This is a genomic window from Microcoleus sp. F10-B2 (genome assembly GCF_036704965.1).
Classification (GTDB): domain Bacteria; phylum Cyanobacteriota; class Cyanobacteriia; order Cyanobacteriales; family Microcoleaceae; genus Microcoleus.
The window spans coordinates 71472-85465 of record NZ_JAUBTB010000024.1; the positions used below are offsets into that span (position 1 = coordinate 71472).

At 47.7% G+C, this 13994-nt stretch carries 8 protein-coding genes; 7 read left to right on the forward strand and 1 reads right to left on the reverse strand.

The features are described from left to right. Positions 1–246 precede the first annotated feature (246 nt). The gene (gene mnmG, locus QUA99_RS11995) at positions 247–2163 is read right to left on the reverse strand and encodes a tRNA uridine-5-carboxymethylaminomethyl(34) synthesis enzyme MnmG (RefSeq protein ID WP_333235049.1); all 1917 of its coding nucleotides are present in this window, start codon (positions 2161–2163) and stop codon (positions 247–249) included. 669 nt (positions 2164–2832) lie between these two features. Here mnmG and QUA99_RS12000 point away from each other — a divergent pair. From QUA99_RS12000 to QUA99_RS12030, 7 genes are all read left to right on the forward strand, one after another. Next, the gene (locus QUA99_RS12000) at positions 2833–3162 is read left to right on the forward strand and encodes a hypothetical protein (protein ID WP_333235050.1); all 330 of its coding nucleotides are present in this window, start codon (positions 2833–2835) and stop codon (positions 3160–3162) included. 199 nt (positions 3163–3361) lie between these two features. After that, positions 3362–4891, forward strand: a complete 1530-nt coding sequence (psbB, locus tag QUA99_RS12005) for a photosystem II chlorophyll-binding protein CP47 (RefSeq protein WP_333235051.1) — start codon at positions 3362–3364, stop codon at positions 4889–4891. A gap of 143 nt (positions 4892–5034) precedes the next feature. After that, on the forward strand, positions 5035–5130 hold the full coding sequence (locus tag QUA99_RS12010; protein WP_006635641.1) for a photosystem II reaction center protein T: 96 nt from the start codon (positions 5035–5037) through the stop codon (positions 5128–5130). Between the two features lie 216 nt (positions 5131–5346). Then, positions 5347–5904, forward strand: a complete 558-nt coding sequence (nrdR, locus tag QUA99_RS12015; RefSeq protein WP_333235091.1) for a transcriptional regulator NrdR — start codon at positions 5347–5349, stop codon at positions 5902–5904. Positions 5905–6543: 639 nt separating this feature from the next. Next, positions 6544–7656 (forward strand): 30S ribosomal protein S1, encoded by a 1113-nt coding sequence (locus QUA99_RS12020; protein WP_333235052.1) that lies wholly within the window; start codon positions 6544–6546, stop codon positions 7654–7656. Positions 7657–8046: 390 nt separating this feature from the next. Next, the gene (locus QUA99_RS12025) at positions 8047–9456 is read left to right on the forward strand and encodes an adenylate/guanylate cyclase domain-containing protein (protein WP_333235053.1); all 1410 of its coding nucleotides are present in this window, start codon (positions 8047–8049) and stop codon (positions 9454–9456) included. 237 nt (positions 9457–9693) lie between these two features. After that, complete coding sequence (locus QUA99_RS12030; RefSeq protein ID WP_333235054.1) at positions 9694–13914, forward strand: chemotaxis protein CheB; 4221 nt, start codon at positions 9694–9696, stop codon at positions 13912–13914. Positions 13915–13994 lie beyond the last annotated feature (80 nt).

Genomic DNA, 13994 nt, shown 5'->3' on the forward strand with positions numbered 1-13994 from the left:
CCCAAAAATATAGACTTCAGCAGACGGCGTGGCACTTTGCATCATATATATCTCTATACGCAACTGATTAAAAGTTAGCAGCAAAACCATTCCTTCTTTACGATGGTTATATAGCAGATTCCACATTTATGAAGTACACCTGCCTATCGTTAGCTTCCCTGTAGGGACACGGCACTGCCGTGTCCCTACACTTCACAAACCTGGAATACGCTGTATAGCTGGATGCGATCGCCCATCAAATCCGAGTTATTTTCCCACACCAGCCGGCTGCTGACGGTTTCGCACTTCCAGAAAAATCAACAAAGCATTAACATCAGCCGGATTCACCCCGCCAATTCTCGCCGCTTGACCAATAGTCAGCGGTTTCACCTTAGCCAACTTTTCCCGCGACTCCTTCGAGAGAGTTGTAATTGCCATGTAATCCAAATCCGCAGGCAATTGTCGGCGTTCGTGTTTGGCAATGTCATCGATTTGATTTTGCTGTCTTTGCAGGTAGCCGGAATATTTGATGTCAATTTCTGCACCATCTTTCTCAGCCAACTTCAGACTAGAATTGCCTAAATTGTAGCGTTCCAAATCCACATAATGAAAACCTGGACGGCGCAACAAGTCAGCGAGAGTAATCGAACCTTTAATCGCTTGTTGGGTGTCAGCAAAAATTGCCTTGCCAACTTCCTCGTGCTCTTTCACCCGCGTCGAGTACAAGCGTTCTTTCTCTGCCACAATATTAGCTTGTTTGCGATCGAACAACTCCCACCGGCGATCGTCAATCAAGCCAATTTCCCGTCCCAGCGGAGTCAAGCGTTGATCCGCATTGTCCGATCGCAATAATAGCCGGTATTCCGATCGCGAAGTCAACATCCGGTAAGGTTCCCGCAAATCCTTCGTACACAAATCATCAATCAAAGTCCCGATATAACTTTGCTCGCGCGGAAACACAATCATCTTTTGATTTTTCGCAAACCTAGCCGCATTAATACCCGCCACAATCCCCTGTGCAGCCGCCTCCTCATATCCAGTCGTACCGTTCACCTGTCCCGCGCAAAACAGCCCTTCAATCTTCTTTGTCATCAGCGTCGGAAAGCACTGAGTTGCCGGCAAATAATCGTACTCCACAGCATAAGCTGGACGCATCATCTCGCACTTTTCCAAACCCGGAAGAGTCCGCAGCATTTGCAATTGCAAATTTTCCGGTAAACCAGTCGAAAATCCTTGAATGTAAAGTTCAGGAATATCTCTACCTTCCGGTTCAATAAAAATCTGGTGACTTTCCTTATCTGCAAACCGCACAATCTTATCTTCAATACTCGGACAATAGCGCGGCCCCTTCGCATCAACCCAGCCGCCGTAGACTGGAGAAAGGTGCAAATTGTCTCTAATTAACTGGTGAGTTTCAGGCGTAGTTCGAGTCAAATAACAAGGCATTTGTTCGCGTTCCACCCAAACTTCTGGATCGAAGCTAAACCAGCGAACCTCTGGATCTCCCGGTTGGGGTTCCAGGTTAGTATAATCGAGAGTACGTTTGTCAACTCTTGCCGGAGTTCCAGTCTTCAACCTGCCAGTTTCAAAGCCCAAACGGTTGAGAGTTTCCGTCAAACCAACGGCGGCAAATTCTCCTGCACGTCCGGCGGGCATTGACTTGTTTCCAACCCAAATTGTGCCGCATAAAAAAGTTCCTGTGGTCAGAATTACTGCTTTGCATTCAAAGGCGACGCCGAAGTATGTTTCGACTCCAATAACTTCTTCGTTTTTGCCCAAAACTAAGTCTGTTACCATCGCTTCTCGGATGGTCAAATTCTCTTGGTTTTCAACAATATTATTCATCACAGCGGCGTATTCCCGCTTGTCAGTTTGTGCTCGCAGCGCCCAAACTGCGGGGCCTCTCGAAGCGTTGAGGACGCGCTTTTGCAAATAAGTGCGATCGGCCATTTTGCCAATTTCCCCGCCTAACGCATCAACTTCGTTAGTAAGTTGGGTTTTAGCCGGGCCGCCGACAGCCGGATTGCAAGGTTGCCACGCAATTTTGTCGAGGTTGAGGGTGAGGAGAAGAGTGCGACAGCCGAGGCGAGAAGTGGCGAGGGCGGCTTCGCAGCCGGAGTGTCCGCCACCAACTACGATGATGTCGAAACTGTCTTGGAATTGTACTGGTGTTTGTGCGGTCATGGTCTGCGTTTGAGCGGCAAGTACTCGTATTTTATTTTAGCAGTAATGTCGATCGTTTTGGGATTGGGTTTTTAGCAAAAATATTGATGGGTGATTTTTAACCGCAGATGAACGCGGATGGATGTCTGGTGTCATCTGAAGTTGGTTGGTCGATCGCGATCAAATTCGAGCATATTAATTGAGATTAAGATGATGCGATCGACTGCCAGACCAAAAGGGCAAAGTTACCACAACCTTGTTAGCGCCCGAAGGCACATTTGAATGTTTATAAACTCCTGGCGCAACCGAGCCGCTGTGAGGAGTATTCCCCCGCCCAATGCTAGGAATTGCACTCGACTTGAAAAATCTAAGATTGAAAGTTTTGCCGATTAGCCATACCGCAACTTAGGATCGCGAATTAAATAATTTACACTCTTGAAAGTGGGGTGGGCGTCCCGCCCGCCCAGAAAGGGCGGGCGGGACGCCCATCCCACAAGAACATCACGCATTGTAAGTTATTTAATTCTCATTCCTTATCTGACAATTCTGTAGATTTACCCAACAGCTTGCAGATTACCTACATCTTCTCTACTCTTCCTTTGCACCCTTCGCGTCTTCGCGGTTCAATAATTCCGTACTGTTGCAGTTTTGCGCTATGTTAGACAAAAAAATCTCAACAAGCGTACACAAGTGAAATACTTCTTCTTATCCGACGGCTGGAAAGTGGGGCGCGTCTGGGGCGTAGGTGGCGAGTGGACTCACGCCGCCTGGAGGCGTCAGCCGGACATCCAACAGCTCAACCTCTGCCTCTGGGATCAAAAAGAAAAAATGTGGCTCTACCGCGTAGAAGACGCTGTACTGATGGTAGAAGTCAAACCCACAGCCCCGGTAGACCAGAACGATCCTGGCAAAAACATCGGCAACGTCGTGCTGACGAGACTCATAGATGCCGAGCAAGTCCTCGAACGCCTCGGGACGATCGCCGTCCGCTGCGAAATGGGCAACCCGCAACTAATATAATGCCCAACATATTGCAATCGGTTCTAACACTCGATACACTTCTTTAAATAACTTTCATTTTTATGCTTCCACCTTTATAAGGTAGAGGGCATTCGGCAAAAGGCAGAATTTAAAGCCCGCAGGTAACTGCTAGGGATTGAGAATCTGAATTTTCCGTCAAAATAGACATCATCACTTACACCTTGGAGAACCGCAGTCAATGGGACTACCCTGGTATCGCGTACACACAGTCGTCTTAAATGACCCAGGCCGATTGATTTCTGTACACTTAATGCACACCGCCCTCGTGGCAGGTTGGGCCGGCTCAATGGCCCTTTATGAACTAGCAGTTTTTGACCCTACAGACCCTGTTCTGAACCCGATGTGGCGTCAAGGGATGTTCGTGCTCCCCTTCATGGCCCGCTTGGGAGTAACGGGCTCTTGGGGCGGTTGGAGCATCACCGGCGAAGGTAACGTCGATCCGGGCTTCTGGTCTTTTGAAGGCGTCGCTGTCGCTCACATCATCCTCTCGGGCCTGCTGTTCTTAGCAGCAGTCTGGCACTGGGTATTTTGGGACTTAGAACTTTTCAGAGACCCCCGCACCGGTGAACCAGCGCTCGACTTGCCAAAAATGTTTGGCATTCACCTGTTCCTCTCCGGCTTGCTCTGCTTCGGCTTCGGGGCATTTCACCTTTCGGGACTTTTTGGCCCGGGAATGTGGGTGTCCGACCCCTACGGTCTGACCGGTCACGTCCAGCCAGTGGCACCTGCTTGGGGTCCTGAAGGCTTCGATCCGTTCAATCCGGGCGGCATCGTGGCTCACCACATTGCAGCGGGCGTAGTCGGCGTAATTGCCGGTTTGTTCCACTTGACAGTGCGGCCGCCGGAACGTCTTTACAAAGCCCTGCGGATGGGGAATATCGAAACTGTACTTTCTAGCAGTATCGCTGCCGTGTTCTTTGCAGCCTTTGTGGTTGCCGGTACGATGTGGTACGGTTCTGCTGCTACTCCGATCGAACTTTTTGGCCCGACTCGCTATCAGTGGGACGGAAACTATTTCCAACAAGAAATCGATCGTCGAGCTCAAGCTAGTTTGGCCTCCGGCGCTAGCATCCAAGAAGCTTACGAACAAATTCCCGAAAAATTGGCTTTCTACGACTACGTGGGCAACTCTCCAGCTAAAGGTGGTTTGTTCCGCGCTGGCGCGATGGTTAATGGCGACGGTATTGCTAAATCTTGGCTGGGCCATCCAGTATTTACTGACAGCGAAGGTCGGGTATTGTCGGTTCGCCGCCTCCCCAACTTCTTTGAAACTTTCCCAGTGATTTTGACGGACAAAGATGGGGTAGTTCGCGCTGACATCCCCTTCCGCCGTGCTGAATCAAAATACAGCTTTGAACAAAGCGGAGTTACCGTCAGCTTCTACGGCGGCGAACTTAACGGTCAAACGTTTAATAATCCTCTAGATGTTAAGAAGTTTGCTCGCGCCGCTCAAAAGGGTGAAGTGTTTGAATTCGATCGCGAAACCTTGAATTCTGACGGGGTTTACCGCACTTCGACTCGCGGTTGGTTCACTTTCGGACACGCTTGCTTTGCTTTGCTGTTCTTCTTCGGTCATATCTGGCACGGTTCTCGGACTATTTTCCGCGACGTGTTTGCTGGAGTTGAGGCTGACATGGAAGAACAAGTCGAGTGGGGCCTGTTCCAAAAGGTGGGCGACTTGACTACAAGAAGAGAAGACCCTCTCTAGATTTCTCCAGCCTCCGGGTAGGCGAGAAACTTCCCCGGTGCACAAAAACCCGGTTTCTTCAAGAAACCGGGTTTTTTTAGTTAATAATAAAACCAGCAATTAAGATAAAATAATACGGCAAGGGAAGATAGGGAAAATTTAACATGGAAAGTGTTGCTTACATTTTGATTCTGGCTTTAGCCATAGGCGTACTATTTTTTGCGATCGCCTTTCGGGAACCTCCCCGGATTGGCAAATAATTAGCTATACGCCTGCGGCAAGTCCAAAATATCCTGAACCGGACTGGGGTTAGCCCGCATCATAGCGATCCTCTTCGAGGGCTGCGCTAACGAATTTGGTGCGGGACTATTTCACCGCTGTTTGCTTTCGTTATTTTTCTAGTCCAGCCATTCATCTAACCCCGCGGAGTTAGATGAATGGCAATTTGGTGGCAACGCCTGTTAAAATCAGCAATCATGCGCTGTTCCTCCTGCCAACACACCAATAGCCGCGTTTTAGAATCGCGTTCAGCCGAATCAGGTCAAAGCATCCGTCGGCGGCGCGAGTGTTTGAGCTGTCAGCACCGCTTCACAACTTACGAACGCATAGAATTTGTGCCGATTACGGTGATCAAGCGAGACGGCAAGCGCGAATCTTTTGACAGGTCAAAATTAGTCAGAGGATTGGTTCGGGCCTGCGAAAAAACCGGTTTGTCTTCCGGGCATCTCGAAACCCTGGCAGAAGAAATCGAGGCACAACTCCAAGGTCGATCGCTCCGAGAAATCGCCAGTTCAGAAATAGGGGAACTGGTGCTTTTACACCTGCGGCCGCTCAGCGAAGTCGCTTATGTCCGTTTTGCCTCTGTATACCGGCAATTTCGAGGCATCCGAGACTTTGTAGATACCCTAAATCACCTTCAGAATCCCCTCAACGAAGCTGAAAATCCAGAAACTCGGCCACATTTTGACGCAGCTTTGCCGGATGCGGATGCAGTCGATCGAGAAAGCCCAGCATCCTGCGCTACTCCCAGCTAAGCTCGCTTAAATTAATTTATAGAAATATTCTGGGAGAGTGAAAACCGTGTCGCTAGGAAGGCCCGGAGGAATAGCGACTCAAGGGACTCTCATTCGAGCGAGTGTTCTTTTTTCTCAGTAAGAGTGCTGGGTGTGATATGATCGTCATCGGTCTAAAATAGAGTATAACTAGACAACGTAAAAACTTAACTGGATTAGTTGAGTGCGTAGTCACACCTAACGGTGTTGCAGTTTAGGAAAGCTCGCATTTGAACAAAACCTAACTAAAGATCGGTGACTAATTAAATACGGTAGGGCATACCGAAATTTACGCTTCTGGAGAAACCGACCTCTACTTAGACTGGAGTAATCCTGTCGCCAGCAAGTCGGCTCGTTGAATGAAGAATCTCAGTTTATTTATACCTGAGAGTGTCAAAATAGTCTACTTGACTCGGAATGTTAAGATTAAACGTTTTAACACAGAGTATGGAGTAACAGTAATGGCAAGCGCTGGTGTGCAGTTGCACCCGGCAAAAGTTAGCAAAAACTGACTTTAGTAAAAGATTTTGAAAAAAGTTAATCGCTTTTTCACCAAAATCTCGAAGATCTGCCGGCACAAACGAAAAACATGAAGGAGAGAAATCCTAGGAAACTATTCGCATGGTCAATCTCAAAACCACAGTCAAAGACATCGGCTTTACTCACGAAGATTTTGCAGCCCTACTTGATAAATATGACTATCACTTTAGCCCGGGCGATGTAGTAGCGGGTACAGTTTTTAGTATAGAACCCAGGGGCGCTCTGATTGATATCGGTGCTAAAACAGCAGCGTACATTCCCATTCAGGAAATGTCCATCAATCGAGTGGAAAGCCCTGAAGAGGTATTGCAATCAAACGAAACCAGAGAATTTTTCATTCTAACCGATGAAAATGAAGACGGACAATTAACCCTGTCCATCCGACGCATCGAGTATATGCGGGCGTGGGAAAGAGTGCGACAACTGCAAGCAGAAGATGCCACAGTACGATCGCAAGTATTTGCCACCAACCGCGGCGGCGCACTCGTGAGAATAGAAGGGTTGCGAGGCTTTATTCCCGGTTCTCACATCAGTACCCGCAAACCGAAGGAAGAATTAGTCGCCGAAGAATTACCATTAAAATTCTTAGAGGTAGACGAAGACCGCAACCGCCTAGTGTTGAGTCACCGTCGCGCCTTAGTTGAGCGCAAGATGAACCGCCTCGAAGTTGGGGAAGTGGTCATCGGTACAGTACGCGGTATCAAGCCTTACGGTGCCTTTATCGACATCGGCGGCGTCAGCGGCTTGCTGCACATCTCGGAAATTTCGCACGATCACATCGATACGCCTCATAGCGTCTTCAATGTCAACGACGAAGTGAAAGTGATGATCATTGACTTGGATGCCGAGAGGGGCCGGATTTCTCTCTCCACCAAGCAGTTGGAACCGGAACCGGGCGCGATGGTCAAAAATCGCGAATTGGTATACGAAAAAGCTGAGGAAATGGCAGCTAAGTTCCGCGAGAAAATGCTCGCTCAAAAGCAAGCTAAAGCAGGCATAGATATTCCTGTAGACTCGATCGATGTTGATGATGAACTCTCCGACGAAATACTCGAAGACGTACCCTCAGCAATGGAAGAAGATCTGCCAGAAGATGTAGCACCGGAAGCAGCAGCACCGGAAGCAGCACCGGAAGCAGCACCGGAAGCAGTATTAGATGTAGAGGAAGAAATCCCTCCTGCGACGGAAGAATAACATCGCAGTTAGTGTGATTAAAAGAGGGAATTTTCCCTCTTTTTTTTTTTAGTTAGTCATTAGTTATTAGTCCTTAATCGCTGCTGGGTGGTTGACAATTCCCAATTGCCAATTGCCAATTCCCCATTCTTAATTACCGAGATTTAACATATTTCTGTAAACCGATGCAGCGATTGCACTTTGAATTAAAACAAGTGGCAGCGCGATCAATCTGCCTAAATAGGCATCGCCTTCATGGTGCTAATTTGTTAAGATTTATAAAGGTCAGAGACATCGGCCCAGGTGCAAACTCATCAGAAAGAATTCTCACGCCAGAAGCAACCAAACGAGAAAAGTATACAACCAAATTATTATAAATTTCTTGCCCTGACGCTCACAGGCAAGTGGATCATGAACATCGAACTATTAAAAGAAAAATTAGAACAGCTAAAAAAACGTCCCAGTTGTAGCAAAGGAACGATCGACCAAATCGAAAACTGGTTAACCAGTTCCCACATTTTGCAGAGATTGAGAATTAATCCTTACTACGTAGCAGGCGATACAGTCAAGAATGTTAAAAAAATTACTTCCGAATTTCTGCACGGAGTGAAAGCTGGTGTCTTCGACTTGCACTGGGATATTCACTGTCCCCACTGCAACATGATTACAGAAGAATTTAAGGACTTGGCAGACACATCAGAAATGTCTTTTTGCCAGATGTGCGATCGCGAGTTTAAAATTGATTTGCTCGATCGTGTCGAAGTTACTTTTTCCCTAAACAAAGAAATCGAAGACCCGCAACTGCGGCCCGTCTGCGCTCCCCCTCCCGTACTCCAGAGCAAAATGCAACTGGTAACGCCTTTATACTGCACTGAATCGGAGACTGTCACCTTAGAAGAAGGTAGATACCGCTACTGCTGTCCCCTGACTTTAGCTAAAGGGATTTTGAAGGTTGAAGGCGAAAAAACAGAAGACATACAAGAAATTCAACTCAAGCAGTTGGCCGGCCCAGATTTTGACAAAAAAGAGCTTGCCATGCGTCCCGGAAAAGTTAAGATTGAACTAACTAATACCGATCGCAATTTGTCCGGGTTGATTTTGCATTCAGATGAATTGCCCGATGAACTGACATTAGAACAACTGCCCCTGCGGCTGTCAGGAATGCAACTGCTTCATCACCCGGATTACAAGCGTTTGTTCGGCGATCGAGTAATATCCGAAAGAGAGCGAGTCAAGATTCGGGCGATTACTATTATGTTTACCGATATTACCGGTTCTACCAGAATGTACGAAACGCTGGGAGATACCAAAGCTTACAATATTGTGCGCGACCATTTTGAAATTTTCTTTGAGTCGATCGAGAAATTTGGCGGTAAAGTTATTAAAACCATCGGCGATGCCGTCATGGCTTCCTTTATCAGCAACGAACAAGCAATTATGACAGCCACAGCATCGGTGGCTAGTTTCAGGAAGTACAACTCAACTCGCCCGCAAGCAGAGTGGATTCAAGTCAGAATTGGCATTCACCGAGGGACGGCTTTGCTCGTAAATCTCAATAATTCGATCGACTATTTTGGTTCCACAGTCAACAAAGCCGCCCGGATTCAAAATCTTTCTAAAAGTGACGAAGTTTCGTTTTCCGAAGATGTTTACAGCGACCAAGCATTTTTGACAGCATTAAAAGCTGCTGGAGTGTCCGAAATTCACAAACGAGTTGAAGATTTAAAGGGTATACAAGGCGCACAAGTCGCTTATACTGCTAGAATTAATACGGAATCTGTAATCGCGCTGTCTGCTAAACGGGTCGCTAGAAAAAGCTAAGTAGGTAAACAAATATACCGGGTTATTGCTAGCCTTTTGTTGCGATCGTTCCAACAGCAGATAGAGCTGTTCAATACCCCTCAGAGCGTGGCTCCCACAGTGTAGCTCATCCTTAAGGGATATTCATAATAATGCCGACAAATTAAGTAGGCTCTGATACAAATATTCCGAATTAATCAGCCGCACGCTTACCAGATATGTTGGCGGCTAAATAACTGAAGTCGAGGACTTCAAATCATGACTTCTCCTCAATTATCTCCAGAAAATACACCCGAATCGATCGCACCACCCGCCCTCGACATCGAACAATCAGCAAAAACCGATGCCCCCTTTCCCATTGTTGGAATTGCCGCCTCAGCAGGAGGGTTGGAAGCATTCACCGAGTTACTCAGCCATTTACCGGTAGATACGGGTATGGCGTTTGTGCTGATTCAGCATTTAGACCCCGCTCACAAAAGTCTGCTGACCGAGATTCTCGCGAGAACCACGCAAATGCCTGTTAGTGAGGTACAAGACGGCATAGCTGTAGAGCCCAATCAAGTCTACATCATTCCGCCCAACACCAAAATGGTGCTATGTAAAGGCGTGCTGCAACTATCACCCCGCGAGAAGATTTATGGCAAATATATGCCGGGAGATGCGTTTTTTACCTCATTGGCGATCGATCGCGGACACAAAGCGATCGCCGTAGTATTATCCGGGGGAGACGGAGACGGTTCACTCGGGCTGATGGCAATCAAAGCAGCCGGAGGCATGACTTTTGCTCAATGTCAAGGCACGGCAAAATTCGACAGTATGCCGAATACCGCTGTTGCCACAGGGAATGTCGATTTTGTTCTGCCACCGGAAAAAATTGCCGAGGAACTGGCAAACTACAGTCACAGTCGCCTTCTAACTTCCACAATTTCCCTAGCAAAAGTTGAAGAATCGCCCGCACCGGGAGATCCCCTGGCAACTATTTTTGCGCTGCTGAAATCGACCACAGGCGTTGATTTTAGCCACTACAAACCCACCACGATCGCTCGACGGATCCAGCGACGGATGGTATTGTACAAGCTAGAGAGCTTGGATGATTACGCCGGATACCTTCGACACCATTCGGCTGAAGTCACAGCTTTGTATGAAGAAATCCTGATCCACGTTACCAGTTTCTTCCGTGACCCGGAAGCCTTTGAAAAGTTAAAAGAGCTGGTTTTCCCCACGATTGCCCAAAATAAATCGGCAAATGCTCCCATTCGGATTTGGGTGGCGGGATGTTCCACAGGTGAAGAAGTTTACTCGATCGCCATTTGCTTGTTAGAGTTTTTGGGCGATCGAGTTATGCCGCCGCCGATCCAGATTTTTGCCACGGATATCAGCGAGGAGGCCATCGGCAAAGCGAGGTCTGGCTTGTACTTAGAAAACCAGATCGTAGACATTTCACCAGAACGGCGTACTCGCTTTTTTATGCGCGCCGAAGAAAGAGGTGGTTATAGAATCTGCAAGGCAGTCCGCGAACTGTGTGTATTTGCCCGACAAGACTTGGGCAGCGACCCGCCTTTTTCCAATCTCGATTTAGTTAGCTGTCGCAATGTGCTGATCTACTTGGCAGAGTCATTGCAAAAAAAAGTGATGCCGATTTTTCATTACAGTCTTAACCCAACAGGCTTTCTCCTGTTAGGCAGTTCTGAAAGTACCGGAAAATTTTCATCATTATTTACTTCAGTCGATAAAAAGTCTAAAATTTATGCCAAAAAGCTGACTGCGACTCGTCCCATTTTTTCGTTTACCCCGAGTTCCTATCCCGTAGCTAAAGCTGCTAAACAACAGGGAATGAATGAAGAAAATTCGATCGATAGCTTTGAGTTACAGCGAGAAACTGACCAACTGATTTTGAATCGCTATGCCCCAGCCAGTGTGCTTGTCAACGAGCAGATGAAAATCCTGCAAGTGCGGGGAGACATCGATCCTTACTTGAGAGTGACAGCCGGAACGCCGGACTTAAACTTGCTGACAATGGCAAGGGCAGGCTTGCTGGTTGAGCTTCGCACCGCGATGTCTCAGGCACAAACGCAGAACGTGACGGTTAGGAAAGAAAGGGTAGTGGTTGAATCGGGCAGACGATCGACTGTAGTCAATATTGAGGTGATGCCGTTCCAGCGGCACACCGTCGCAGCACGCTATTTTTTGGTGCTATTTGAAGAGGTTTTATCCACGGCGATCAACTTCTCCACCGTCACTGCTGAAAGCTGCGAGCAAGGTGATTTAGAGCCTGAAAATCAGCGGCTGAGGCAGGCACTTGCCGCCGCTAACCAAGAAAAAACTGCGGCTCAAGCGCACCTGCAATCGCTGATCTACGAGCAGGAAAATCTCAACCAAGACCTCAAAATTGCCAACGAAGAAATCCTATCGAGCAACGAGGAGTTGCAAAGCAGCAACGAGGAGCTAGAAACTGCCAAAGAAGAGATTCAAGCCACTAACGAGGAACTCACCACCACTAACGAGGAACTTCGCAGCCGATATTTTGAACAAAGCCAGCTCAATAACGATCTGACAAATTTGCTTGCTAGTATCAATATCCCAGTCTTAATGCTGGCAAACGATTTACAGATTCGACGCTTTACGCCAACGGCGCAGGGAATTTTTAATCTGATTCCCACAGATATTGGACGACCCTTTAGCGACATCCGATCGACTCTTGACCTTCCTGATTTGGAACAGATGATTTGGGAGGTGATTGATACTCTCCAGACGCAAGAACAAGAAGTTCAAACTTTATCGGGATATTGGTACAACCTGCGCATTCGTCCTTACCGCACAACGGCAAACCAGATTGACGGTGTGGTGATTGTTTTGCTCGATATTGATGCTCTAAAACGCAGTGCCAGAACCTTGGAGGAAGCCCGAAACTACGCTGAAACCATCGTAGAAACTGTGCAAACACCTTTAGTCACGATAGATGCTGATTTCCGAGTGCACAAAGCAAATCGATCGTTCTATGAAACTTTTCAGGTTTCATCCTCAGAAACAGCGAATATTTCGCTGTTTGAGCTAGGGAACGGGCAGTGGAATATCCCTCAATTGCGATGGATCTTGGAAGATATTCTGGTTAGTGATGTTCAGCTCGAAAACTTTGAGTTGGATCGCCTGTTTGAGCATATCGGGCACAAAACTATGCTGCTGAATGCTTGTAAACTTGAACGAGAAGACCGAGCTGTAATGATTCTGTTGTCGATCGAGGATATCACTGAGCGCAAGCAGTTGGAGACGCTACGATCGCAGTTATTGGAGCACGAACAGTTAGCCCGCCAACAAGCAGAAACCGCCAACCGTGCTAAAGATGAATTTCTCGCGAATCTCTCCCACGAACTTCGCAATCCCCTGACTCCGATCCTGGGATGGGCACAAATTCTGCGCTCCGGCAAGCTTAAGGAAGCAGCGGCTAATCGCGCTCTAGAAGTGATCGAGCGGAGCGCGAGAATGCAATCTCAGTTAATCGAAGATATCCTAGATATTGCCAGGATCGCGAGCGGCAAGCTCGCTCTTAATACGAATTTGATCGATCTGGTTTTGGTGGTGCAAGCTGCGCTAGATGGGGTTCAATTATCAGCGGATGCCAAAAATATTCAAGTTGTTTCGCAGTTGAGTTGTGCAACTGTTTTAGGCGATGCTGATAGATTGCAGCAAGTTGTGTGGAATATTCTGTCTAATGCGATTAAGTTTACTCCAGCCGGGGGACGAGTGGAAATCACGCTCTCGGCGATCGAGAATCACGCTCAACTTCGAGTTAGCGACACGGGAAAAGGCATTCGGACAGAATTTTTGCCGTATATTTTCGATCGTTTCCATCAAGGCGATTCCAGCAGCACTAAGCCGAATCAAGGGCTGGGATTGGGTTTGTCGATCGTGCGTCATCTGGTAGAATTGCACGGAGGAACGGTGCAAGCCGAAAGTCCCGGTGAGGGACAAGGAAGTACAATGACTCTGAGATTGCCGTTGCGATCGTTACCTCCAGAGTTGACATCGGCGATAAATTTAAAGTCAACTGTTTTGGTAGGGCCTTTAAACCCCTCACAGGATATCGTCCCCTCTCTCGAAGGCTTGCACATCTTAGTTGTGGACGATCGGATCGATACCCGGGATCTCTTAGAATTTGTACTCGAAAGCTACGGGGCTGAGGTTTTGACGGTGGCATCTGCCAGAAGTGCGATCGCTGCTTTGACTGAAAATCCCGGCAGATACGACGTGCTAATCTCCGATATCGGAATGCCAGAGGAAGATGGGTATTTCTTAATTCGAGAAGTGCGAGCTCTTGCTGCGGAAGCCGGAGGAGAAATCCCCGCCGCTGCGCTGACTGCTTATGCGAGCGATAAAGAACGGCAAAGGGCGATCGAAGCGGGTTTTCAAACGCATATTGCTAAACCTGTGCAGCCCGTTAAACTAGCATTAATGGTTGCCAATTTAGCAGGACGATTTTAATTTAGGATCGCGAATTAAATAACTTACAATTTTAATTGTTATGGTGGGATGGGCGTCCCGCCCGTCCAAAAAAGGGCGGG